Genomic DNA, 26,169 nt, shown 5'->3' with positions numbered 1-26,169 from the left:
AATTGGCATACATCATTACACATACAAAAGAGGAAGGACTAGCTCAAATTAAGAAATTAGTTCGCAAGTTTCATGATGGAATTAAAGATTTTAAGGAAGCAAAATATAATGAAACTCTTTTAAGAAGTGACTTCTTAGACCCATTGTTAATGTCTTTAGGTTGGGATGTATTTAATCAAGAAGGAAAATCTCAATTTTTAAGATATGTAATTCAAGAAGAGTCAATTGAAGTTGATGATTCAGATTCAAAAAAGAGTCCAGATTACACTTTAAGAGTAGAAAGAGGGGAGAGGAAATTATTTGTTGAAGCAAAAAAACCATCCGTAAAAATTTCAGAATCTTCTAAAGCTGCATTTCAAACAAAACGCTATGGTTGGAATGGAAACCTTGGTATTTCTGTGTTGTCAAATTTTGACGAGCTAATAATTTATGATTGTAGAAATAAACCTAACAATGAGGATAATGAACATGTAGGTAGAGTACGAGTTTTTAAATACTCGGAATTCATATCTGCTTTTGATGAATTATATGATTTAATTTCATTTGATTCAGCTTGTAATGGTAGAATTGATGAGCTTTTCTCTACATACGAACGAACTGGAGAGGCATTTGATGATTACTTCTTACAGCAGATTGAAAATTGGCGTTCAGAACTAGCTGAATCAGCAATTAAGAAGAATAATGAATTAACCAGTGAGGACATAAATTTTCTAATTCAACGATTATTGAATAGGATCGTTTTTTTGAGAATATGTGAGGATAGAACAATAGAAAAATTTGAAACGCTTAAGAATATAAGTGACTACGAAGAGCTCAAAGAATTATTTATTCAATCTGATAAGAAATATAATTCAGGGCTTTTTGATTTCATTGAGGATAGTCTATCTCTGGTCATAGATATAGAAACAGAAACGTTGTTAAAAATATTTAATGAACTATATTTTCCACAAAGCCCCTTCAATTTTTCAGTAGTTGACCCTACAATATTGAGTCAGATATATGAGCGTTTTTTGGGGAGCAGAGTTGAAATTACGAATACTAGGCAACTATCGATTGTCTCTGAACCAGAAGTTAGTGCTTCAAATGGTGTAGTTCCTACTCCTAAAATAATAGTTGAAAATATAGTAACTGAGACATTACTACCACTTTTCGAGGACAAAAGTTTGGATGAACTTAAAAACTTGAAGGTTGCGGATATCTGTTGTGGATCAGGAACGTTTTTAATTTCTGTCTTTGATTTTTTTATACAACAATATAGTAATAGAGTTGAAGAAGAAGGTATTGAAAATAATGAACTAACACACAAATTAAGTGATGGCACTCACATATTAACACTTAAAACAAAAAGAGAAATTCTCACTAATAATATTCACGGTGTAGATGTCAATCCTTATGCTGTTGAAGTAACTGAGTTTAGTTTATTACTTAAATTACTAGAAGGAGAAAATGAGAAATCAATTGATGATTTTATTTCAACTTATAAAGAAAAAATATTACCTAGTTTATCCAATAATTTGAAATGTGGAAACTCTCTTGTTGATGAAAAGTTTTATGAGTTTTTACCTTCTGCACTAGAAGATGATAATATACTTTTCCGGGTTAAGCCGTTTGATTGGAATACCGAATTTCCTTTTTTAAATGAATCTAATGGGTTTGATGCTATTATTGGAAATCCACCTTATGTTCGAATTCAAAACCTTGTTAAATACTCTCCAGAAGAAGTTCTATATTATCAATCTACTACTTCAGATTATAGTGTAGCAAAAAAAGATTCCATTGATAAATATTACGTTTTCATACAGAGAGCTATTGAATTACTCAATCCTAAGGGTTATTTAGGGTATATAATCCCTAATAAATTCTTCATAATTAAAGCAGGAAAGGCTCTTAGAAAGTTTATAAAAGAGAATTCTTATTTATCAAAAATTGTTCATTTTGGTGTCACTCAAGTATTTCCTGATAAGCTAACCTACACAGCGATATTAATATTGCAGAAAGAGGAATTGGATCAGTTCGATTTTAAAAGAGTACAACATATTAGTTCAAGTTCTCTTACATCAGATGTTGGAGTTAGAAAATATGAACAAGCCGAGTTTAGCCAAGAACCATGGGTGTTTTTATCTGAAGAAACAGAAGTTGTTTTAAAAAAAATGTATTCTGATGATACTGCTGAATTAGGTTCATTAGCCGATTTAACAGTGGGATTACAAACCAGCGCTGATAAAATATACATATTTAAACCAACAGAAGAAACCGAAAGCACTTATAAATTTGAACAAACCGGACAAGTTTGGGAAATTGAAAAAGATATTTGTCAATCATGTATCTATGGATTAACTCTTAGACTTTTTGATACGATTAGCGAGAATGCAAAAATGATATTTCCATATTCCATTTCTGATGGTAAAGCAGAAATAATCCAGGAGGAAGTATTACAAGAGAATTTCCCTCTAGCTTGGAAATATTTAAATCATCATAAAGCGAAATTAGAACAACGTAGTATTAATGGTTCCAAAGATCCAAAATGGTATCAATTTGGAAGATCTCAGAGTTTGACAAAGTTCCATAGTGGAGAAAAATTAATTTGGTCTGTAATAGCTAATCAACCTACATATGTGTTAGACAATCAAAATTTACAATTCACAGGTGGAGGTAATGGACCTTATTATTCCTTAATAAATCAATCTGACCTATCAATATTGTACTTCCTAGCTATTTTGGGACATCCGATAGTTGAACGTATGGTTCAAGCTGGTGCAAGTGAATTTCAAGGAAACTATTATTCTCATGGGAAACAATTTCTGGAAAGAATTCCTATTAAGTTAATCAGTTCAGATACAGACAAGGAGAAGTATGAAGAAATAATTAAAACAGTAAAAGAGTTGATAAAAGCTAAGAGTAAATTCAATTCTCTCTATGGAGCGAAAAGGATAGTTTACCAAAGAAAGTTGGATACACTGAATAGTAAACTGATTACTATTATAAACGAGCTTTATGGGATTTCATCTTCAGACTATGACACTGTTATTAATGATGAGATGTTTAGTAATGAATTAATAGCAGAAGAATAATATGGGAACGACTAAAGAAAAAATAGATTCTCAAAAATTTAGAGGTGGATATTATACTCCTAAAGAGATAGCTAAATTTATTAGTGATTGGGCGATTCAAAATGGTACTGAGAATGTTTTGGAACCAAGTTGTGGTGATGGGAATTTTATTGAATCAGCTATCCTTAGGTTTAATGAATTAGGTGTCGATGAAACAGAACTTGCAGGACGAATCAGGGGAGTAGAGCTTATGCAAGAAGAAGCTCAAAAAGCACGAGAAAGAGCAGCTAATTTGGGATTAAATGGGAGAACAATTATAAACTCAGATTTCTTCCATTATGTTCAATCGAATGAGGCTACAAATTATGATGTTATACTTGGAAATCCGCCATTTATAAGGTATCAGAGTTTTCCTGAAGAGCATAGATCGATTGCTATAAAAATGATGCAGGAAATGGGGCTAAAGCCAAATAAGCTAACAAATATATGGGTGCCCTTTCTTGTCATTTCAGCTTCTTTACTGAACGAGAATGGAAAATTGGGGATGGTTATTCCCGCTGAATTATTTCAGGTTAAATATGCAGCAGAAACGAGAGTGTTTTTATCCAATTTTTTTCAAAGAATAACAATAATAACCTTCAAAAAGCTCGTTTTTAAAGGCATACAACAAGAAGTAGTAATCCTATTATGTGAAAAGCAAGTAGATGAATCAGAAGGGATTAGAGTGATCGAATGCGAAAACATGGAGGAGCTTGAGGAAATAAACTTTGAGCGTGTTAATCAAGAAGAATTAAGAACTGTTGATCATTCAACAGAGAAATGGACGAAGTATTTTTTAACTGAAGATGAAATACAATTCATGCGAAACCTTAGGCGGGATGAAAGAATTACCAAATGTCAAGAATATTTTGATGTTGATGTGGGAATTGTTACTGGAAGAAATGATTTTTTCATGATGAAAGATTCTCAAGTACGAGAATGGAAAGTAACGAAACATATACAACCTGTTACCAGTAAATCTAACCAACTAAAGGGTGTTTCGTTCTCCGAGGAAGATTATCGAGAAAATGGGGCAAGTGGTTATGCTGTGAACTTGTTCATTCCTCCTAATGTAGAGTTTGATGAATTATCTACAGAGGCAAAGAATTATATCAAATATGGAGAAGAACAAAATTACCACACCGGTTATAAATGTAGAATTAGGAAGAGGTGGTATATTACACCATCACTATGGACTCCTGATGCCTTTGCATTAAGACAAGTAGCAGGTTATCCAAAAATTATTTTAAATAATTCGGGAGCTTCTTCAACAGATACTATTCATAGAGTTCGTTTTAAAGAAGGTGTAGATTATAGAACAGCTACTATTTCTTTTCTTAATTCATTATCGTTCGCTTTCTCTGAAATTACTGGCAGAAGTTATGGAGGTGGTGTAATGACATTTGAACCAACAGAAATTGAAGAAATTCAAATTCCAACTCTATTAGATTTAGATGTTGATTTCGATAATATAGATGAATTAATAAGAGAAAAAAGAATTGAAGAAGTGCTGGATATTATTGATGAAGCATTCTTAATTCAAGGACACGGTTTTTCAAGAGAAGAAGTTAGTTTACTAAGAAGTATATGGAAGAAACTCTCTCAAAGAAGGCTAACAAGAAACAAATCAAAGAAAAAAATATCAAGTTGAAATCTATAATTAACGAATATTGGATGGAAAACCAAATAAAATTTAATAGAGAGATTAATGCGTGGAAAAATGCAGAAGCTTTTTTAAAAAATCAGTATCAACAAACTTCAACATCTAATGATTATAGGCATTTTTTAGAATATAAAGAAGAATACCTGAAAACATAATTATGCGTATGCTTATGCGGCAACGCCACGAGAACTGCGATAGCAATCTTGAGCTCATCTAAAAGAATAATAACCTTGCGAAAAATCGCGTAAAAACTTTTATAAAGTGTTTGCTTTTTTGGCGTTTCAGAAATTTGGTCCAATAATTTTGTGCAACATGATATCATAGCCATAAATCCCAATCGCTGAGAATAGCATATTTAAAAATTTCTGTGCCTTGGTACAGAATATTCAATTTATAAAACACCTGTTATTTTTTAAAAGTTTAAGTCGATACCTGACAATCGTGTATTAAAAAAATAAATTTTAATAGTATTACACATTATAACTTTGCGTGTCGTAAAACGGCTGTGACATAATATCTATCGATATAATACGCTGGTGCGTAGTTATATCTGATATTATATCAAATACGTGGTATTCGCCGTTTTGCTTTCATAAATATATTTGTACTATAATTTATATTATGTAAAATAGAATATTTTAAGAACTACCCGATTACTACAATTGTGACTAAAAATAATATCCCATAAAAAAGCATCCTATACGTACAGGATGCTTTTCTTTTGTTCCATATAACTTTATGTCTTATAATTTTTAAATCCTTATATCATCATCAATACAACTTATTTACTATTGTCCTGATATTAGCAATGATAAATAGATTTCTTTCTTATTTTAATACAATCCCAATTTTTTTTGTAGCGGCTTTAAATGATTTATCACCTCATTTCTCGTGGTTGCATCTAATTCTTTGCTTTTTTTATCCATGGCCTGTATCATTAGACTCGAACGCATTTTCATTTCGCATACTTCCATTTCACCAGTGTCTACATAACACTGTGCACATGCGAGCATTTCTTTTTTTAATTTTTTAATCATTTCAGTAAGTGCTGTGTCTTCTGATTCAAAATCTACTTCTTTATAGGTCGCTATTTCATGGCTTATATGCATTCTATCACAGTGTAATCGCGCATTTTTTCTAAACTTTTCTTCTTCTGACGGTACTAATGTCAATAAAGAAAGACTTCGCGTTACTGCTACTTCACGTAATTTGACAAATGATTTTTTACTTAATTCTATAGTGACTATTCCTCCCTGTAACTTTTTAGGATTCGGATAGCCTAAAAATTCCAGCAAAGGCATGATGTTTCGTTGTTCTTTATCAATCACCAAACTAAAGTCTTCTTTCTTATAACCATTATCCATCGTTAAGGAAACTTTTTGAGTCGTTCCCCCCGCAGTTGTAATCGCATTGGTAGTGATCTCTTTTCTAAATGTTTTATATATTTTTCTGATCATCACAGTATCTTTCTTATAATATTGGCCATCGCTGTGTATAATTTCTTTCCTGTTCAGATCAAAAATTGTTTCAGCATTACTGCCGATTATAGAAAATACATTATCCCCAATAAAAAGATGTAATAATTTTTCTCTGTCTTTTCGTTTTTCTACATAGGTATGTTGATACGTAAAGGTATAAGATCTGGTTTCCTGAGCTATAGTAAGGCTCCCTTTTAATAGTAATAGCATCAGAATAATTAGACTGATATTCCTCATAATGTGTTTTTATTTTAAGGTATAAAATAAAAGCTTCTGGTTTTTTATATAAAATCTATTTGTTAAATGTGTCTTATAATTTATTATTCGCTTTCCGAATATTGTCACAGCTATTATTCTTAGGCGTCTTTCTTATCATACATGGTATGTTTACAATTGTAAACAGTTGTTTTATGTGCCTTTTTTAGTATATTCATTCCTATGATTTACAGATTGTTATACATGTTCGTCTTTTTCTCTCTTTCTTCTGCGTATGCACAGTTTGAGGTAGATCATTTTAATGGGACAGATCTTATTAATGATATCAGTAAATTGGAATTTGATAGAGAAAAGTCCTCAGTTAGGTTCTTTTTTGAAAATGATTCTATCTACGGACGTATCAAAAATTTTGAATACGATATCTCTTTTCAACCGACTGCTCCGGAAAATTCATATATCCGTGGTACAGCTTCAGTTGCCAGCCTGACGACTCAAAATATATTAAGAGATCATCATTTAATGTGGGAATCTTATTTTTATAAACGAAAACACCCCTATATAACTTTCAACAGTAGTCAGATTATTGATTTTGGATCGCAAGTTTATAAGGTTATTGGATGGTTAACCATAAAGGGAATTACCAAAGAAGTGATTTTTCACTGTACTCTGCAAGAGCACTCCCTGGAAGGCAAAACGGTGATCTATACCAGTGATTACAATATAAGCATACATGATACCCGGGAAAAAAATAAGCTCCTCCTCACCTTTTCTTTTCCGTTTATTTCCTTTCCCCGATAGAAGATTAATCGTCTGTAGTAACCCCTGATGGCAACCGTATCAACTGCACATGGGCGTACTGCTCCTCATATACAGAAGTAATAGTTACTGAAACTTCTTTGGGATAATAAGAAGTCGCCATGATCAATATATCAAAGGTTCCTACGGGCAACCCTTTCCAGATAAAATGTCCCTGATCGTCCGGGTATTGAACAATATCAGCCAATTCCATGTCCTTGCTACTGATCGTAATAGTAGCATCATGAATAGGCGTTTCATAGATCATATCTGTGATTAAGCCTTGAATACATCCCATTCTTTCTTCTTTTGATGTCGTTTGATTGCATGAAAAAAAGGACATCCCTATGCTAATAAGAATGCACTTCGTAAATATGTGTTTCATTTTCCCCTATACTTGTCATCAACAGGAAGACCTGTGTCGAAATTAAGGGGACAATATAGTGTCTGTTTTAAGAGTAAAACAGAGGCTAAAAACGGTATTTACTTCAGGGGGTTTTCCCCTATATTCTATTCATATTGCTGAATTACAGTAGGTATTATCAAAACAAAAATGATTAAAGCTTTACTTTATATGTTTATTGTAAATTATTAAAAACAAGATGTTTATTATTTTGTTCTGTAATATGTTTGAATGCATGTTTAAGGGGTTAGCTTAGCGGTAATGGTTCCTTTGGCAATTAGATTTTGTTTGCTATCATACATCACCATTTTGCACTTGAGAATATTAAATTTAAAATATTCCTTATCAGATATTACAGTTACTTTTTCACCAGGAAGTACCGATGTATAAAAATGAATATTCGTATCTGTTATCGCTACTTCCAGAGGTTCATCTCTCAATTCATTCCTAAACAAATAAATTCCTAATGATACCAAACCAATCTGAGACATACATTCTATCAGAATAAAGCCAGGAGTTACCGGTTCTTTTTTTTGATGTCCTTTATAAAAATATTCATCTTCCAAAAAAGTATAGGTCCCTGTTATTTGTTGTTCATTGACATGAATGATTCTGTCTACAAATAAAAACGGTTTTTGGTAGGGTAATTCCTTAAGTATAGATAATGTGGTCAATGGTTTATTATGCTTTTAGTTGATGATCTTTCCTCCTCTCGTTATTAGTAATACGACAATTAATTCAAAAAAAATGCCTGTACTTTTATTAAAAAGCTCTAAAATATAACACTTTTTTGAGATATTAATACATTCGTGTATTTTTTGAAGATGTTAAAAATAACGAATACATGAGTTTCCATGTAGTTTTTAAGTAATTTATAACATCCTTAGTAAGAATCGATGGTATCGAGGAGCATTGTATACACAAAAATCCTGGTCGTTAGACCAGGATCCCCCTCATATAGTACACGGATTTTTATAATAATTTGTCTGTTATCAACAAAGATTATTATTTGCCCCCGTTAAAAATCACGTGTACTTGTTTTTGCTTCTTCTACTAATTCTTTACTAGGTGAGATAGTTACCTCTACCCGTCTGTTTTTGGCACGTCCTTCTGGAGTGTCATTGTCAAATTTTGGAACGGCTTCCCCATGCCATTGTACAGTGAATCGTTCTTTACGGACACCTTGTGAGATGATGTATTTGGCCACAGACTCTGCCCTGTTTTTGGACAATATATAATTGCTGTTTTCATTCCCCACACTATCAGTATGCCCGGCTACGAGAATATTCGATTTTGGATACTCCTGCAAAACAGCTATAAGCTTATCAATAGTTTCTCTGGAGCTTTCATTAAGACTGTATTGATTCGTCTTAAAATACACCCCGCTATTCTCGTCAAATACAATATGGATATCCTGTGCTACACGTTCTACATGAACCGTTGGAATTTCTTCCTGGATTTTTTTTGCCTGCTTATCCATTTGATTTCCTATAAAACCTCCTACAGCTCCTCCAATCATCCCTCCTAATACGGCGCCTAGTTCACCTCCGTCATCACCGATATTGTTTCCGATAACGCCTCCGATGACTGCTCCCCCTGCGGCACCAATGATTCCTCCTAACTGAGAGTTACTGGCATTTTTAATGGCATTACAACTGGTGAACTGTACCGATACAAAAAGCGCTACTACTACGCTTAGATATTTTAATTTGTGTGAATTCATACGTTTGTTATTTTGTTTATGTTCTTATAGTAAGTATTCGTTTACAAAGGTATTATCCAAGCAGTCTGTAAGAATCCCTGAAAACAGGGAAATCTTCATTCCCTTTTTCAGGTTAGCGCATAAAAAAACAGCTTCTAGTTTTTAGAAGCTGTTTCAATCTATAAGTATATCAACAAATTATCTTCTTGTGAAATGTAATTTTATCGTTACTTTTTCTCCATCACCTGGTACTTCATAGGTCCATAACATTGCATTTTCCTTTACTTCGGTAAGTGACATTCGATATGCTTTATTATTGATTTCGCTTTTGTATTTAGCATTTACAGGTTTGACCATAATACTGTAATCGTATCCATACATCTCATCTGGCACCGTCCAGATAAAATTATTTGGTCCGGCAACATTAGCACAGCTCCCATCGGTAATAAGATAGTTTCCTCTATTGTTATTGGATACAAATGTCCATTGAGAACCTTCTACACATTTAGCAGGAATTCCTCCAAATAACGTAATATTATACGTCCCCTCAGCATCGTAATCTAATTGATTCAACGTCCATTGCCCATTAATTGCTTTGGTGGTTTGCTGAACAGCAATACTCGTTCCTTTACAGGAGGTTAATACCATAGCGCTTACCGCTATAAAAAATAATAATCTCATTCGTGTTTATTTCTATAATATATATACTTGTATAAGGACAACCTTATTGTTTTGCGTCTTCAATCATTTTTTCATTAGCAACAATCCCCAGTTCTACGCGTCTGTTTTTTGCTCTTCCTTCTGCTGTTGCATTATCGTATTTTGGTTGTGTTTCTCCATGCCAGTAGGTAGTAAATCTTCCGGCGCTTAATCCCTGAGAGATTAAATAATTTGTTACAGACTTCGCTCTTTTTTCTGACAGGGTCATGTTATAAGCATCATTTCCTGAACTATCTGTATGACCTTCTACCACAATATTTGTATCTGGATATTCCTTAAAGATACCTATCAGTTTATTAAGGGTCTCTTTAGACTTCGCGTTGATATTATGCTTATTGGTATCAAAATACACACCACTGGTTTCGTCGAATACTACATCAATTCCTTCTCCTACCCGCGTTACTTCTGCTCCCGGTATTTCTGATTCGATACGCTCGGCCTGCTTATCCATTTGTTTTCCTATAACACCTCCGGCAACACCACCAACAACACCACCAATAATCGCTCCCAATGCAGAGTTCTTTTTACTCCCTACATTATTTCCGATAATCCCTCCCAGAACAGCTCCGGTAGTCGTACCAATAACCGCTCCTTTTTGTGTGTTATTTGCATTTTTGATAGCATCACAACTGGATAAACTGGATACTACACCTACTGCTACTAATAAAATGATTCCTTTTTTTAAATGTGTTATCATGATTCTAAAATATATTTTAGTTACGTTACTTTTCTATATAAGAAAGACAATAGTATATAACGGGTGTTGCATGCCCCTAGTATCTTTCTGCCCATTTTTGAGAATATCATTATTTACCCTGCCTTTTATACAATACCTGCTAAAAAATTAACAGCATAGGCACTAAATTTATTTCTCTTTTTTAGGAACTCTACATAAAAGGAGAATTCCTAATACGAAAAACACTACTAAAAAAAGTACAGCATTTCTCATACTTCCGGTTATTAAATCAACCGTTGCGTATATCCCCATACCAATAACTATTCCAACTTTCTCTGCGACGTCATAAAAACTAAAATAAGAAGTTGTATCTTCTGTTTCGGGCAAAAACTTGGAGTAGGTAGATCGGGACAATGCCTGAATTCCTCCCATGACTAATCCTACCACAGCTGCCGTCCCATAAAACTGAATAGATTCGGTAATAAAATATGCATATACACAGATCCCAACCCAAATGATATTAATCCCGATAAGGGTGTATACATTGCCATACTTATCAGAGCACCTGGAGGTGATAATTGCTCCTCCTACCGCTACCAGCTGAATGATGAGAATACTGATAATTAATCCCATGGTTTTTTCTCCATCGGTTCCCCAGTTGATTTCCTGTTCTCCAAAATAAGTAGCGACCAGCATAACAGTTTGTACCGCCATACTATAAATAAAGAAAGCTCCTAAATACCGTTTCAGGCGTATGTTTTCTGTCATGCCCTTCCACACTCCATGAAGCTCTTTAAATCCTTTAAACAATACTCCTTTTGTAATTTTATGCCCGGTACTGGTTCCTTTGGGTAAGAAATAATAAGAGTATTGACTAAATCCTATCCACCAGATTCCTACCAAAATAAAAGAAAACTTCATTGAAGCGACTTTTTCAGCTCCTGACGGAGCCCCCATAATCATTGCCAGATTAACAACTAATAGAATAACACTTCCTATATATCCCATGGAATACCCTTTGGCACTAATCTTATCGTGTTGCTCCGGATAGGCAATATCCGGCAAGTAAGAATTGTAAAAAACAATACTCCCCCAAAAACCAACCAATGCCGTAATATAACAGAACAAACTGAGGTAAATGGTTTCTTTGCTAAACCAGTAAAGCCCTATACATGAAAGCGCCCCGATATAGTTAAAAAATTTCATGAATATTTTCTTGTTACCGATATAATCAGCCACTCCGGATAAGATGGGAGAACAGACGGCTACGATAATAAAACCAATTGCTGTAGCGTAATTAATCAAAGGGGTACTTCGGATCTCCCCGCCAAAGATGGAAATAGTCTCATCTGCTTCAAACAGGGTGCCGTAAAAAATAGGAAATACAGCCGAAACAATTGTAAGGCTATATACGGAATTTGCCCAATCATAAAAAGCCCAGGCATTTAGTAATTTCTTATGTCCTTTTGGTAGTGTTTGCATTTGTCTCAATTAAAAAAAGCTGCCCTGAGGAATTTCAGAACAGCTTCTAATGTAAGTATTATCTTTTTTAATGAGACTATTTTTTTGTTATTTAAATGTTGTAACACCAAATTTTCTTGCCTCTGCTTTTGCTGAAGGAGCCCATTTTGTCAGATTGGCAATTCGCGTATCATTAGAGGGGTGTGTACTCATAAACTCCGGTGGTGCCTGTCCTCCGCTATTAGCCTTCATACGTCTCCATAAATTAGCGGCTTCATCCGGGTTATACCCTGCTATCGCCATTAATTGTAATCCTATTTTATCTGCTTCTGTTTCGTGGCTTCTACTAAATGGAAGCATTACTCCGAACTGTGTTCCTAATCCAAAAGCAGTTCCTATAATTTGTTGTGTCTCCTGACTTTTTCCACTCATAGCCACCGATGTAGCAACCCCAGCTACTTGCTGAATTTGCCCGGCACTCATACGTTGCTGTCCGTGATTCGCTAATGCATGTGCTACCTCATGTCCCATGATAGCAGCTATTCCTGTTTCATTTTGTGCAATCGGAAGGATTCCTGTATAAAAAACAATCTTTCCTCCTGGCATACACCAGGCATTTACGGTTTTATCTTCTACTAAGTTATATTCCCATTTATAATCTTTTAAATAACCGGAATACCCATTGGCGTTTAACCATCGCTCAGATGCTTTGGCAATACGCTGCCCTACTGTCTTTATCAATTGTGCATCTCTGGTTCCTGTCACTACTTTATTATCCCCCAAAAACTGATTGTATTGCTGAAATGCCATTGGCAAAATTTGAGAATTCGGAACTAATGCCAGTGTTTTTTTTCCTGTAAAAGGATTGGTAGCACAAGAGGCTAATAAAAGTATTGCGGCACCCCATGCCAGTACTCTTTTTCTCGTATTCATAATGGTTTACTTATTTTATTTATAAAGTTACCAAAAACTTTGAAGGAAAACCTCGCTACTCCTGCCTTTTTTATCAAATATGTCGATAAAAAGCACAAAAGTATAGCTAAAGTGTTTTACAGAGGGTAGATATGATTCTTTTTTTTTAGACGAATTACCGCCTACTCTTCTGAATCGCTTTGATCTTCTTCGGGTGCCTCCTCTTCCGTTTCAGGAAGTATTTCTTCATCTATTTCTTCTTCCATAACCGTAGCCGCCAGACGTTCTATCTTTTTATTATTAATCATTCCTCCAGTCATTATCAAGCTGGTACCTATGATTACAAAGAGAAGAATTCCCGGTTCAAAACCTGCTACAGTAACTGCTTCGGGAATGGCATAAAATAATAATACCGTGATCAGCCCTCTTGGAGCAATGAATAATTGCGGGAGAATATCTTTTCCCATAAATATTTTTAGCAAGGCATAGCGAATTACATAAATTGATACAATAATCAGAATACTGATCAAGGCCACTTTTAGATTCAGTAAGGAAGAGAGTGTGATCGTAATTCCAAAAATGACGAAAAATAATGTACGTACCACAAAGGCTGTTTCTGCTGTAATTACGTGCAACTCGTGATAGATAGATTTTGCTTTTTCAAAATGGAGTAACCCTTTGAGTTTTCCCTGAAAAAACAATTTCATGTTCGCGATCACCAATCCGAAAATCAATATTATAATCAAGGAGGATAGGTGCATCTTTTTTCCCAATGCATACAACAGTAACAATACCGCTATTAAAAGGAATAGTTTTACCGAGCTTTTAATTTTCTGAAAAATAAGAATGATCCCGTAACTGACAACTAATGAGATGACGATCGTAAGAATCAGGTTAATACTAAATCCAACAACTCCGGAATCTTCTGCCGGGTTTAGACGTCCTGTAAGAAAGTAAAACATCATAATTCCCAAAATATCCGAAAATGTACTCTCGTAGATATGAAATTCCTTTTTTTCATTTTTTAACCCTGTTACACTCGGAATAATAATCGCACTGGAAAGGATTGATAAAGGAGTAGCATACAACCAGGCCGATTGCATACTCATACCATCAATCAAAGTGTTTAGTATCAGTGCCGCCACATATGTAGAAGCGACAAGTCCTACTAATGCAATGACAAAAGATTTGAGAATAGGAATCAGTTTTTCCTGTTTGAGTTCCAATTCCAGGGCAGCCTCCAATACAATCATAATCAATCCCACAATGCCCAGCACCTCCAGAATTGGAAAAAAGTTGATGCTATCACTAGCGCCAATAAACTTCATTCCATACTGAATAAAAACACCTAGTACAATGAGGAGTAACACAGCCGGAATACTTGTTTTTTTGGCAATACCATTAAATATAAAAGAGAGAATGATAATCAGAGAAATACCGATGATCAGATTATAGGAAGTAAATATATCCATGGGGGTCGGTTTGAAATGGGTCTTACTGGTTAAAATAAATGAAAGATAGGAATTATAGCCGACTCCCCATACCTCTAATTCATAATAAAATGATAAATTCTGTGAATTTGTAGTTATCTATAGGCTGTATACAGTACTACGAGTCCTTCATTATTGATATCTGTAGGCAATACATTTTGAGCGGCATTGGTAATGGTTCCGTTTGTATAGGTGACATTCAGTGTAAATCCATTGGCTGTAAAAGCAGTAACAGCTCCGGTAATGATTCCCAGTGAGTTTCCGTTTTGATCCCCGTAGCGAACACCTATAGCCTGTGTATTAGAAGCAAAACGGGAAATATCATTAATCGAGTTCCCATGACCTCCTACATAAATACATTGCTGTGCAATAGCACCACCATCATCTCGGGCAAATCCATTCATCGTACCAAATGAATTCCTGATGCCCCGGTCATTATTAGTACTGCCGTTATCTGCATTGATCGTAAAATCTTCTACATTCGCATGTGCCACTAAAGTAATAGAGGTAGGTCTGAAAGGAACATCCGTAATCGTAACAACCCCTGCGGTAGTAATACGAAATACTCCTGTAAATACATTGCGAGAGGTCAACATCTCTACCCAACCTGTATCCGTAAATTCGAATAAGCGGTTCTCATCCGTATCATATACGATGGCTCCCTCCTGCACTCCTGTAATACCTTTTCGTTCTGCCGTAGTAGCAGATGGAATCACCAAAAGAGAATTCGCATCTATCTGAGCAATTCCCTGGAAATTACAAATCATGCTAAATACAAATCCACAAATAAAATACTTCATCGACATACTTCTATATTTTAGCATATACAACGTTAAAAATACTAGAAATATATCTGAAAGACCATTAAAAAGTCTAAGAAAATTGTACGTAGCTGATTCTTAAGCCAGTTCTTTTCTCAACTCATTAAGGCTAATATCTGAATTGATTAACCGGGTCACTACTTCTTTTCTGAATTCATCAATATCATCGTGTTCGTAATACTTGGCCCATTTATACGTATCGAGTAGATTTTTTATCTGTTTGATTAGTTTTCTGGTAGCATCAGCAGATCGCAAAACAGCTACCTGATCATAAGAAGGGTCATCCTTGTGATTATAACTTACCTTTTTTGTTTCAAAATCTACACTAATATAATAAGCATCTACGTGTTCAGCCAGATTTTCTCTAAAGTCTACCCATTCTGCAAACCCCAGTCGCAGATCATCAATTTCTGCCGGAAAATCCGAAATCAAACGCCATTGGCATTTGGCTGCTCTTCCCCAGTGATTGGACAAACGATATACACCTTTAGTGGTATAATAATAAGTACTACCCGATTCACTTCGATAATGGGGTTTTCGCTTGGCTATTTTATACAAAGGTGCCCCTTGAAATACACAGTAGGTACTTTTATAAAAATTATTTCTGTTATATGTCTTTTTTTTCTTTTGCTCTAAGACTAGTGTTTCCAATGATTTGTGATATTTACGCTTTTTCCTCTGGGGCAAAGAAATCATTATTTGTTTTAAAAAAGAAAACAAGTTTTTAACACCGAAGACCTCCTTTGATTCTACTGATCTCATAAACCAGCAGCAATTATTTCATATCAGCGGAATTAGCCTTCTAATTAAGAATCAATATAAATTAATAATAAATAACGGGTTTTAAAGAGATTATAGATCACTATTTTTGGAATATTATGGTTTTTCCGTAATTTTAGGGTGCCTCAAATTTTAAAATAAATACTTATGCAAGAAAATATAACCTTAGAGCAGTTCAATGCTCAGGACTTGTCTCAGAAATATAATGACGTATGGAACAGAGGAATTCACCTCTTTACCAAAAATGACAGGAATAGGGATTTCTATTATAGTATTTTCTATGTAGATTTCTTATTTGCCGAAGTAGTCTATAACAAACTAAATGGAGAAGTAATTGCCATTAAAAGCTTTAAAGACAGAGACAAGCTCATGTTTTATTTATGGGAGGATTTCTCATAAATCAGGAAATGTGTAGATAATTACCGAACGTTTTACTATATACTCTCAAAAGTTAATCGAGACCTACCATTGGATTTACTTTTGAGAGTATTTTTTTTGAAATAAAACAAATACCTTGTTATTATTGAGGGATTTACCCGTGTACCAAACAATATTTTTGGTATAAACAGGGTTACTGAATACATAAGATGTATTATTTTAGTATTTTGATATTTCAAAAGCCCCAAGCTCCTAAAAATGAAAAAACGCTCTGACCTACTTTTACTTATCGCCCTACTCTGTGTACAATTACACTGGGGGCAACAATATTACACCATAAAAGACGCTGATGATAAGACAGCCGTATCTTATGCTACTATTTCTTTTGGAAATGGAAATGGTATTTTTGCCGATGCGCAGGGACGCTTTATATTTTCCAAAAAAATATATAAAGACATTGATTCTCTCTATATATCAGCTATTGGTTATAAAGATTTAAAAATAAGTACGCAAAACATTCCCGCTTCTTTGGTAATCCAAAAGGATATTGCACAATTACAAGAGGTGATTGTCACTACCGAAAAATACAGAAAATATAAGGTGAGAAAAAAAGGAGCTATCCTTCATGATAACTATTTTACTTCCTGGTTGCCTACGGTAGAATCAGAAATAGCCGTATTCTTCGCTAAAGAATATAACAAACCGACCAAAATAGCAGCCGTATATCTTCCGCTCTTATTAGATGAAGCCAGAAAAGGAGGGAAAAAAACACAATTCTCCACCCTTTTTAAAATGCAATTTTACGAAAACCTGAAGGGTGCTCCGGGAAAACGACTATTTTATGACGACATTATTTTCAGAGTGACTCATGATGACAAAGCTACCTTTGAGCTCAATATAGAAGAACACAAAGTATTTATGCCTCCTAATGGGTTCTTTATTGCTATACAGGTATTAGGATATACTGATAAAAAAGGAGGGTTGCAACACACGAAAAAATACCATGAAGTAGAAACCCGAAAAGGCCTGGTAAAAATATCGACCACCTTCCGACCACTACTCCCCTTTACTAATAAAATAGCAGGTCATACGACCTTTACTCGTCGTATCTTTTATAAAAACAAAACCTGGCAGCGTTTTGACAAAAACTATAGTGATACGAACGGCTTAATCAATAAAGGCTTTATGAATTACGGAATGGGGCTCAAATTACATGTAATGGAGCCTTTATAGCAGCATATAATTCATTGAAGTGAAAAAAGTCTCAATCACTACATTATTAATCCAGAAACGATCTTCTGGTATTATACTGAATGGCTGCAGTATGAAGATGCTTGTGATTTGTACCTTTTTCCGCATAAGTAACGGCATCTGTAATACTCATAAAATAATGCTCTTTTCCCATTTTATCCATAAAGTGAGAACGTTGCAGAAAATCCCGGACAGGTCCTATAGTTCCTGAGATCAGTAATTGAATTCGGAGTTCTTCCAGATACAAGTGAATATCCTCCAAAACGTGAATTCCTGTACTATCGATATCGTGCATATTCGTCGTATCCAGAATTAAAAACTTAGGCATTACAGTCCGCTTATTGAGATATCCGAGAATTTCATCCTTGAAATAGCCTGCATTCCCGAAATACAGCTGATCATCAAAACGAATGATCAGATAATCTTCTGACCGAACCGCATTCGGAAATCGGTTAATATTCCGATAGTATACGGTATCAGGAATACGTACCAATTCAGCCACATGCGGTCTGGAACTGTAATATTGCAAAAAGATAAAAGATAAGACCACTCCTATAAAAATTCCTTTTTCTACCCCTACGATCAAGGTACTAAAAAAGGTAATCAGCATCACAATAAAATCCCTTCGTCGTACTGCCATCAGGTATTTAGCCTCTTTAAAATCAATCAGACCCAACACAGAAACTAAAATAATAGCCGCTAATACAGCCTTGGGAATATAGTAAAACAAAGATGTCAAAAACAGCAGAGAGCAAACAATCATAACCACAGAAATCAATGATGAAATAGTGGTCTTCCCTCCTGCTTCATCATTAATCGCAGAACGGCTATAACTCCCGGAAGAAGGTACTGCCTGAAAAAATGCTCCGATTATCTTTCCTATTCCCAATGCAAACAATTCTTGATTCGGTCGCACTACATGATCTCTATTCTTCATTTCCAGAGACTTTGCAATCCCGATACTTCCTACATATCCTATAAATGAAATAGTCAATACAGATGGGAATAAGGCTTCTAATGAAGCAAAACTCATGGGAGGAACTATCATTGATGGCAATCCACTGGGAACATCCGCAATTACAGAAATTCCATGGGTCCTGAAATCAAAAAAGTAAGTACACAAGGTAGTAATTACCATTACAAACAACGCTCCGGGAAAGGAACGCTTCCATTTTTTAAGCAATAGAATGGCAACAATCGAAAAGATACACATCAAAAAAGTAATCCCATTAATATCACTTATATGGGTAAGGATATACCATATTTTGTCATGTGGATATTCGAAGGAAGGAATTGCTAATCCCAAGGCTTCTTCAAACTGAGAAATAATAATAATGATAGCAGCCGCTGATATAAACCCGGCAATAACCGGTTGTGAGATCAGATTGACCAAAAATCCCATTCGCAGGGCACTGAGCAGCAATTGAAAAATTCCGATCAACAAACCACAAAAAACAACCAACTGTATGTATTCTTCTGTAAAAGGAGTCGCGATACTACTCACCCCACTATTTACCAAAATAGCCGTTACTGCCACCGGACCGATACTCAATTGTCTGGAAGTTCCGAAGACAGCATATAATAAAAGAGGAATCAGACAAGCATAGAGCCCGTAAATAGAAGGAACACCCATTAACAAAGCATAGGCCATTCCCTGAGGAATTAAGATCACCCCAACAGTAATACCGGCAATAATATCCGCTTTAAAAGTGGCGGATGTGTAGGTTTCTAAAGAGGCGAGGATCGGAAGTATTTTATGTAGTTTTTTGACGGCTAATCGTTTTTTTAGGTTTATACGTGTAAAATTACAATAATACTTTCAAAAATAAAGACTGTATCGCTTCTAAACAAATCTCATATATACACGATTGATTGTTACTATTATAGCTGTAAATTCCTATGTTTTTTAAACAAATCCGAGGGATTTATTACCTACATCAGCACTTTTACAGAGGTTTTATTCAGACTGGAATCGGAATTTTAATTTTATTAGCACTCAGCAGTATCCTAGAAACCTGATCTGGTTAAAGAACCGTATCAAAAGGAACCTCAGACAGGAAGCTATTACAAAAGAATATTAATTATCTTAGTGATCCAATACGAAACCAAAATGCGATATATACTACCCCTGCTTATACTATTAGGATGCCTGATTGGCTGTCAGCAAACAAAGAAATCCCCTGTGACTACTATAAACCCTTCCACTGAGACTACGGATACAGTCATTGCACAACTATTGACCGATCTACACATTACCCCCATTCATCATGCTTCCTTTATCATTCAATGGAAAGAGACCACTATTTTTATCGATCCGGTCAATGCAGCTGCTTTTAATCAACATCTTGATCCGGATATCATTCTCATTACGGATATTCATGGAGATCATATGCATATAGAAACACTGGATAGTTTACACCTGGAAAAAACACAACTGATCGCACCTCAAGCCGTGGCAGAAAAACTCCCTGCCGCATATACGGATTATCTGGTTGTGTTAAATAATGGAGAAAAAAAAGAAGTCGGTCCAGTTATTGTCGAGGGAATCCCTATGTATAACCTAAGAGAAGAAGCGCTGCAATATCACCCTAAAGGAAGAGGAAATGGGTATGTGCTTACTCTGGGGTCCAAAAAGATCTATATTTCTGGAGATACCGAAGACATTCCCGAAATGAAAGCACTTACTGATATAGATATTGCTTTTGTATGTATGAATCAACCCTGGACCATGACAGTGGATCGCGCCATACCCGCAGTGATGAGTTTTAAACCAAAACTGGTATACCCCTATCATTACCGGGGTAAAGAAAAAGATAGTGATGTGGTCCGCTTTAAAAATAAATTGCAACAAAAAAATCCGGAAATTAACGTAGTTCTATTGGATTGGTACCCGAATTCCTAGGCCTTTTTAAGCCATCGTTTTGGCTATACAGACTATTTTTCTTTTCAATCCATCTAATAACACACATATAGATTATTTTTCTTTATTAAATTAAAATATAGAATTAAAATCTAATTTTATTTAAATAAAAAGAATTATAATCCTTACTTCTTATCTTTGAGCAGGGAAACTTGTACTGTAAAACCAGGAATGTATGCAGCTTTCTTGATATGTATCAATAAAGTGAAAACGAAACGTGTGACGGAATCAACGCATACACAATGAAATAACGATGTGAAACGTCAAGGATGTCACTTGTCTTCCCTAACTAGAACCCTAAACATATACTGATGAAATTACATACATTAGAACAAAATCAGCTCGAAGCATTATACAAAAATATAGAGGAAACCACGCAGAATTTTCTAGGATATCCGGTATCTAAAGATTTTGACTATTCCGATCTTTTACCTTTTTTAAAATTTCCACTCAATAACCTTGGAGATCCTTTTGGAGAATCTACCTATCGGGTAGATTCCCGGGCGATGGAACGAGAAGTAGTTCATTTTTTTGCAGAACAGTTCAGAGCAGATCCGGATAATTTCTGGGGGTATGTTACTAATGGAGGATCAGAAGGAAACCTGTATGGGTTATATCTTGCCAGAGAACTGTACCCTAAGGGGATGGTATATTTTTCTGAGGCTACCCATTATAGTGTACAAAAGAATATTACTTTACTCAATATGGATTTTGTCAAAGTGCGGGCACAGGAAAATGGAGAGCTTGATTATCAGGATCTTCGCGAAGCTATTGGTTATAACAGACATCGTCCTGTGATTGTTATAGCCAATATAGGAACCACCATGACCGAGGCCAAAGATAACCCTGCCAGGATAGCGTCTATAATACAAGATATGGCAATAAGTGGTCATTACATTCATGCAGATGCTGCATTAGCAGGAGGGTTTGCTCCTTTTATCGATCCACGACCAATCTTTGATTTTCAGGATGGAGTAGATAGTATTTCGGTCAGTGGTCATAAGTTTATTGGATCTCCTATGCCATCAGGAGTTGTGATTGTCAAGAAAGATAACCGGGATCGTATTGCCAGGAATATCGCCTATATTGGTAGTGCCGATGCGACTATCACCGGTTCCAGAAACGGACATAGTCCTTTATTTTTATGGTATGCTATCAAGAAATTGGGAGTGGAAGGTTTTACACAACGTACGCGTCACAGTCTTGCTGTAGCCGCTTATACCCTCAAGAAATTACAGACACTGGGGATAGATGCCTGGAGGAATCCCAATGCTATTACCGTTGTGTTTCCGGCTCCTCCTGTAGCCATTATTGACAAATGGCAATTGGCCACAGAAAACGGACAATCACATATTATTTGTATGCCTAATGTAAGTTTTGATCAGATCGACCTACTAATACAAGATCTAAAAGAAACCATGATCATACCCGCATAAGAATACGTATTAATTAGCTTTAGACAAGCTCTTCATTTTATGAGGACCTTGTTTCTTATATAAACGCATAGATACGTATTAAGATGGGCAATGGCAGCAATTATGAGCTAATAATGATTTAAAAAATAAATAATATCGTAAATATAGGTGAAGGTATGATGACAAGAGGCTAAAAATATATCTAAAGAGTTATATATCACATACCCTCACCTATCCATCAAAAAACAGGCATTATATCTTACTCATCTCGACATACCTGCGATCAAGATGTTCATTTTTTATCGGTATAAAGCGCGCAATACTGCAAGATCACCATGACTAAATCGGGGAGAACGACTATCCGTAGCAGATCTAAAAGGCTGTCCATCAGATCGTCTGACAAAAGACCAGTTCCCATTGCTTAGTTTTATGGAACCATATAACATAATAGAGTTAAAGTCAAAAGCTCCATAGCTATATCCGTAGAAAGGTTTGTCCCAAAATTTATCATCTACCACCAGGTACTGATCCCGATCACTTCTACTGTGTTCATGTGCTAACCCCAGCGCATGCCCAAACTCATGAATCGCAATTCCTAAACTGGCAGAGGATAGTGATAACTCTTGTCTTCCTCCTGTCATTCCAATATCAGAACTATTATCCCCGTAAATATTAGAAGTGATGTCGATGTAATTTCCAGTCCCTGTAGAGTTTACAAAACGAATCCCTGTCTGTTGTGTTATAATCTGCATGGCATTGTTTATAATTCCACGATGACGCAATCTCGGATTGATTTGATAATAGACCGTTTTATTAGGCCAAATATTACGCCATTGGATCTGCCCGATATTGGCCTTATGCGCATCTGGTTTATAATATTGTTCCATTTGAGATATATCCATCAGAATATCATTCTCTACCAGATACTTTCCTTCTGTGGCTGTTTTCTTTACATGGATTTTCTGCCCGTTAATCATCAGTACTTCTTTTGGAGCACTTACAATTTCATCAGATAAATGAGTTTCCTCTTTTTGGAAATCTCCCTCATTTTCGCATGACACGTACATACTACTGCTTACAATTGTTAAACTAATTGCCAACAGGCTCTTAAATTTTCTTTTCATGTTACTTAAATTAAAATGATTTGTGTGTAAGCAAAATTATCTCACTTAATAACATTAAAATCAAGTATAATTATTTTTAACAACTATTTATCGGTGTTGTAAGAAATATAGCTTTCAATTTAAAACATATGGTTTTTCATCAAAAACAAACAGTTTATACATCATTTCTATCTGTTTGTATCAAAAAACCGATAGATCATACAAGAGATTCTGCTCATAATCAACACACTAGCGTAGGAATAGAAATAAGCGTGTGTAAATAATATATTAACAAATAGTTAAGAAAAAGTAATCTTTTCTTACGGCGTCATCAGCACAAAATAGTACATAAAAGGACTAAAAACGACAATACACCTATTATATAAAGGGTAAAACCTTAATGATTGATTTGTAAATTGCGGGTGACAAGTACTGTATAGCGTAGCAATAATGGACAGTAATTCCAATTGAAATTCCGTAGCTTTCCGCCTGCCAGTATATAAAAAGGGTTATAAATAGGCTAAAATTTCCCTTGCTTGTGCAAAGGTTTTAAAAGATGGATGTGTAATTTCCTCTTCGATCATTTCATGCACCCAGGTGGTCTCATACGGAATGTGAAATGCATGGCCGCCCATAGCGAGTACCGGTACAATATCAGATTTCAGGGAGTTCCCTACCATCAGAAATTCATGAGGCTGGATGTCTAGATGCCGTACCAGTTGTGTATATTGTTTTTCGGTTTTATCAGATACAATTTCTATATGGTGAAAAAAGTGCTGTAAACCTGATTTGATCAGTTTGCGTTCCTGATCCAATAAATCCCCCTTTGTAGCCATGACCAGCCGATACTTTGTTGCCAATACTGCCAGGGTTTCTTCTATCCCTTCTAACAATACCACAGGGGTTTCTAACATTTCTTTTCCTTTCTGCAATAGTTGAGCAACAATGTCGCCATCTAACTGCCCTCCGGTAATATCCATGGCCGTTTCTATCAGTGATAAAGTAAACGGTTTAATCCCATAACCATATAAGGGGAGGTTTTTCATCTGCGTAGAAAAGAGCATCTCATTTACCTGATCTTTAGGTAAATGAGATGCAAATATATCGCAAAAATCTTGTTCTGCTTTCCTAAAAAAAGGTTCATTAACCCACAGGGTATCATCTGCATCAAAAGCAATTACTTTGATGTGCTCCAATCCCATTAGCGAATTAATTTTTTATACTTAATACGTTTTGGCATTAAGTCACCTCCTAATCGTTTTTTCTTGTTTTCTTCATAATCAGAGAAACTACCTTCGAAGAAATATACCTGAGAATCTCCCTCAAAAGCCAGGATATGGGTACAGATTCTGTCTAAGAACCAGCGGTCGTGAGAAATCACCACGGCACAACCTGCGAAATTCTCTAACCCTTCTTCCAAGGCTCTAAGAGTATTCACATCCAGATCGTTGGTCGGCTCATCCAGAAGTAGTACGTTTCCTTCTTCCTTCAATGTCATGGCCAGATGCAGTCGGTTGCGTTCTCCTCCTGATAGGGTAGACACTTTTTTATTCTGTTCACTTCCTCCAAAGTTAAAACGACTTAGATAAGCTCGGGAATTCACCTGTCTTCCTCCCATCATAACCAATTCCTGACCTTCACTAAAGTTTTCCCAAATCGATTTTTCGGGATCGATATTGCTATGGCTTTGGTCTACATATGCAAGCTTGGCCGTCTCTCCTACCGTAAATGTTCCGGCATCCGGAGTTTCTTCTCCCATAATCATTTTGAAAATGGTCGTTTTTCCAGCCCCATTAGGACCAATAATCCCCACAATACCTGCTTGTGGAAGTTTAAAATTCAGGTCTTCATATAAGAGTTTATCTCCAAAAGCCTTGCTTACTCCCGCTGCTTCAATCACATTGGTTCCTAATCGGGGACCATTGGGGATATAGATTTCCAGTTTCTCATCTACCTGTTTCGAATCCTGATTCAATAATTTGTCATAATTATTCAAACGTGCTTTTTGTTTGGCCTGTCTTCCTTTAGGTGCCATCTTCACCCATTCCAGCTCTCGCTCGAGTGTTTTTTGTCGCTTAGAAGCTTGTTTTTGTTCCTGTGCCAATCGTTTGGCTTTCTGATCCAACCAGGAAGAATAATTTCCTTTCCATGGAATTCCTTCTCCTCTGTCCAGCTCCAAAATCCATCCCGCAACATTATCCAGGAAATAACGGTCGTGCGTTACGGCAATCACCGTTCCTTTATACTGCTGTAAATGATGTTCTAACCAGTGTACTGATTCTGCATCCAGGTGGTTGGTTGGCTCGTCCAGTAGTAATACATCCGGTTCCTGTAATAACAAGCGACATAAGGCAACTCTTCTGCGTTCCCCTCCTGATAGGACACCAATCTTTTTATCAGAATCCGGAGTACGTAAGGCATCCATGGCGATTTCTAATTTGGTATCCAATTCCCAGGCATTACTGGCATCAATCTGATCCTGTAACTTGGCCTGCTTATCCATCAGTTGCTGCATCTTATCAGCATCTTCATAGACCTCTGGCAACCCAAACATATCGTTGATTTTATTGTATTCATCCAATATCGCTACGGTCTCTGCAACACCTTCCTTAACCACTTCTAACACGGTTTTATCAGGATCTAATTGTGGTTCTTGTTCCAGATATCCAACAGAGTATCCAGAAGAAAATACCACATCACCCTGATAGTTTTTATCAACTCCAGCAATGATTTTTAATAAGGTTGATTTTCCAGAACCATTTAATCCGAGAATACCGATTTTAGCCCCGTAGAAAAAACTGAGATATATATTTTTTAATACCGGAGTATTCGCGCTTTTATACGTTTTAGTCACCCCGGACATCGAAAAAATTACTTTTTTATCGTCTGACATAAA

Annotated in this window: 23 protein-coding genes; 8 read left to right on the top strand and 15 right to left on the bottom strand. The window is 35.6% G+C overall.

The annotated features are described in order from the left end of the window. Nucleotides 1-2 precede the first annotated feature (2 nt). The 3 genes from ACFSTE_RS18045 to ACFSTE_RS18035 are packed head-to-tail and all read left to right on the top strand — an operon-like array spanning nucleotide 3 to nucleotide 4,907. Nucleotides 3-3,071, top strand: coding sequence for an Eco57I restriction-modification methylase domain-containing protein (locus ACFSTE_RS18045; RefSeq protein WP_378254825.1), 3,069 nt, complete (start codon nucleotides 3-5; stop codon nucleotides 3,069-3,071). 1 nt (nucleotide 3,072) lies between these two features. After that, on the top strand, nucleotides 3,073-4,740 hold the full coding sequence (locus ACFSTE_RS18040; protein WP_378254823.1) for an N-6 DNA methylase: 1,668 nt from the start codon (nucleotides 3,073-3,075) through the stop codon (nucleotides 4,738-4,740). Next, nucleotides 4,737-4,907, top strand: coding sequence for a hypothetical protein (locus tag ACFSTE_RS18035; RefSeq protein ID WP_378254821.1), 171 nt, complete (start codon nucleotides 4,737-4,739; stop codon nucleotides 4,905-4,907). The genes ACFSTE_RS18040 and ACFSTE_RS18035 overlap by 4 nt, the downstream gene beginning before the upstream one ends. A 678-nt stretch (nucleotides 4,908-5,585) precedes the next feature. Here ACFSTE_RS18035 and ACFSTE_RS18030 read toward each other — a convergent pair. After that, complete coding sequence (locus ACFSTE_RS18030) at nucleotides 5,586-6,467, bottom strand: hypothetical protein (protein ID WP_378254819.1); 882 nt, start codon at nucleotides 6,465-6,467, stop codon at nucleotides 5,586-5,588. A 201-nt stretch (nucleotides 6,468-6,668) separates the two neighbouring features. Here ACFSTE_RS18030 and ACFSTE_RS18025 point away from each other — a divergent pair, with 201 nt between their 5' ends. Continuing rightward, nucleotides 6,669-7,244, top strand: coding sequence for a YceI family protein (locus ACFSTE_RS18025; protein WP_378298319.1), 576 nt, complete (start codon nucleotides 6,669-6,671; stop codon nucleotides 7,242-7,244). 4 nt (nucleotides 7,245-7,248) lie between these two features. Here the strand turns inward: ACFSTE_RS18025 and ACFSTE_RS18020 are convergent, their stop codons facing one another. The 10 genes from ACFSTE_RS18020 to ACFSTE_RS17975 all read right to left on the bottom strand — a co-directional run bounded on the left by ACFSTE_RS18020 (nucleotide 7,249) and on the right by ACFSTE_RS17975 (nucleotide 16,077). Continuing rightward, on the bottom strand, nucleotides 7,249-7,626 hold the full coding sequence (locus ACFSTE_RS18020; protein ID WP_378254815.1) for a hypothetical protein: 378 nt from the start codon (nucleotides 7,624-7,626) through the stop codon (nucleotides 7,249-7,251). A gap of 257 nt (nucleotides 7,627-7,883) precedes the next feature. Further along, nucleotides 7,884-8,318: a 3-hydroxyacyl-ACP dehydratase FabZ family protein gene (locus ACFSTE_RS18015; protein WP_378254813.1), complete on the bottom strand. Its 435-nt coding sequence runs from the start codon at nucleotides 8,316-8,318 to the stop codon at nucleotides 7,884-7,886. A 344-nt stretch (nucleotides 8,319-8,662) separates the two neighbouring features. Continuing rightward, the gene (locus tag ACFSTE_RS18010) at nucleotides 8,663-9,367 is read right to left on the bottom strand and encodes an OmpA family protein (protein WP_378254811.1); all 705 of its coding nucleotides are present in this window, start codon (nucleotides 9,365-9,367) and stop codon (nucleotides 8,663-8,665) included. Nucleotides 9,368-9,544: 177 nt separating this feature from the next. Beyond that, nucleotides 9,545-10,027, bottom strand: coding sequence for a lipocalin (locus ACFSTE_RS18005; protein ID WP_378254809.1), 483 nt, complete (start codon nucleotides 10,025-10,027; stop codon nucleotides 9,545-9,547). A gap of 43 nt (nucleotides 10,028-10,070) precedes the next feature. Then, entirely contained in the window at nucleotides 10,071-10,763 is a 693-nt protein-coding gene (locus ACFSTE_RS18000; RefSeq protein WP_378254807.1) for an OmpA family protein, read from the bottom strand. Between the two features lie 168 nt (nucleotides 10,764-10,931). Beyond that, nucleotides 10,932-12,224, bottom strand: a complete 1,293-nt coding sequence (locus ACFSTE_RS17995) for an MFS transporter (protein ID WP_176030275.1) — start codon at nucleotides 12,222-12,224, stop codon at nucleotides 10,932-10,934. An 87-nt stretch (nucleotides 12,225-12,311) separates the two neighbouring features. Continuing rightward, entirely contained in the window at nucleotides 12,312-13,136 is an 825-nt protein-coding gene (locus ACFSTE_RS17990; RefSeq protein ID WP_176030276.1) for a M48 family metallopeptidase, read from the bottom strand. Between the two features lie 161 nt (nucleotides 13,137-13,297). Next, nucleotides 13,298-14,587, bottom strand: coding sequence for a cation:proton antiporter domain-containing protein (locus ACFSTE_RS17985; protein ID WP_176030277.1), 1,290 nt, complete (start codon nucleotides 14,585-14,587; stop codon nucleotides 13,298-13,300). 113 nt (nucleotides 14,588-14,700) lie between these two features. Next, a complete protein-coding gene (locus ACFSTE_RS17980) occupies nucleotides 14,701-15,405 on the bottom strand; it encodes a hypothetical protein (protein WP_378254804.1) in 705 nt (234 codons plus the stop codon). Nucleotides 15,406-15,504: 99 nt separating this feature from the next. Further along, complete coding sequence (locus ACFSTE_RS17975) at nucleotides 15,505-16,077, bottom strand: hypothetical protein (RefSeq protein WP_176030279.1); 573 nt, start codon at nucleotides 16,075-16,077, stop codon at nucleotides 15,505-15,507. Between the two features lie 276 nt (nucleotides 16,078-16,353). Here ACFSTE_RS17975 and ACFSTE_RS17970 point away from each other — a divergent pair, with 276 nt between their 5' ends. Together ACFSTE_RS17970 and ACFSTE_RS17965 are read left to right on the top strand one after the other, a co-directional pair. Then, nucleotides 16,354-16,605: a hypothetical protein gene (locus tag ACFSTE_RS17970; RefSeq protein ID WP_176030280.1), complete on the top strand. Its 252-nt coding sequence runs from the start codon at nucleotides 16,354-16,356 to the stop codon at nucleotides 16,603-16,605. Nucleotides 16,606-16,842: 237 nt separating this feature from the next. Next, on the top strand, nucleotides 16,843-17,817 hold the full coding sequence (locus ACFSTE_RS17965; protein WP_378254800.1) for a carboxypeptidase-like regulatory domain-containing protein: 975 nt from the start codon (nucleotides 16,843-16,845) through the stop codon (nucleotides 17,815-17,817). A gap of 46 nt (nucleotides 17,818-17,863) precedes the next feature. Here ACFSTE_RS17965 and ACFSTE_RS17960 read toward each other — a convergent pair whose 3' ends face one another. Further along, entirely contained in the window at nucleotides 17,864-19,579 is a 1,716-nt protein-coding gene (locus ACFSTE_RS17960; protein WP_378258896.1) for a SulP family inorganic anion transporter, read from the bottom strand. A gap of 366 nt (nucleotides 19,580-19,945) precedes the next feature. Between ACFSTE_RS17960 and ACFSTE_RS17955 the strand changes: the two genes are divergently transcribed. Both ACFSTE_RS17955 and ACFSTE_RS17950 read left to right on the top strand, forming a co-directional pair. Beyond that, nucleotides 19,946-20,737, top strand: coding sequence for an MBL fold metallo-hydrolase (locus ACFSTE_RS17955; RefSeq protein WP_378298317.1), 792 nt, complete (start codon nucleotides 19,946-19,948; stop codon nucleotides 20,735-20,737). A 329-nt stretch (nucleotides 20,738-21,066) separates the two neighbouring features. Next, the gene (locus ACFSTE_RS17950; protein ID WP_378254796.1) at nucleotides 21,067-22,191 is read left to right on the top strand and encodes a histidine decarboxylase; all 1,125 of its coding nucleotides are present in this window, start codon (nucleotides 21,067-21,069) and stop codon (nucleotides 22,189-22,191) included. Between the two features lie 278 nt (nucleotides 22,192-22,469). Here ACFSTE_RS17950 and ACFSTE_RS17945 read toward each other — a convergent pair whose 3' ends face one another. The 3 genes from ACFSTE_RS17945 to ettA all read right to left on the bottom strand — a co-directional run bounded on the left by ACFSTE_RS17945 (nucleotide 22,470) and on the right by ettA (nucleotide 26,166). After that, nucleotides 22,470-23,294, bottom strand: a complete 825-nt coding sequence (locus ACFSTE_RS17945) for a M12 family metallopeptidase (protein ID WP_176030284.1) — start codon at nucleotides 23,292-23,294, stop codon at nucleotides 22,470-22,472. A 488-nt stretch (nucleotides 23,295-23,782) separates the two neighbouring features. Next, nucleotides 23,783-24,475: an HAD family hydrolase gene (locus tag ACFSTE_RS17940; RefSeq protein WP_378254794.1), complete on the bottom strand. Its 693-nt coding sequence runs from the start codon at nucleotides 24,473-24,475 to the stop codon at nucleotides 23,783-23,785. Continuing rightward, nucleotides 24,475-26,166, bottom strand: a complete 1,692-nt coding sequence (gene ettA, locus ACFSTE_RS17935) for an energy-dependent translational throttle protein EttA (RefSeq protein ID WP_176030286.1) — start codon at nucleotides 26,164-26,166, stop codon at nucleotides 24,475-24,477. Before ettA ends, ACFSTE_RS17940 begins: the two co-directional genes overlap by 1 nt. Between the last annotated feature and the right edge of the window lie 3 nt (nucleotides 26,167-26,169).

This window comes from Aquimarina hainanensis, from assembly GCF_042684685.1.
Taxonomy (GTDB): domain Bacteria; phylum Bacteroidota; class Bacteroidia; order Flavobacteriales; family Flavobacteriaceae; genus Aquimarina; species Aquimarina hainanensis.
Note: the sequence above shows the minus strand (reverse complement) of the source record. Positions and strands in the feature narration are given on the sequence as shown.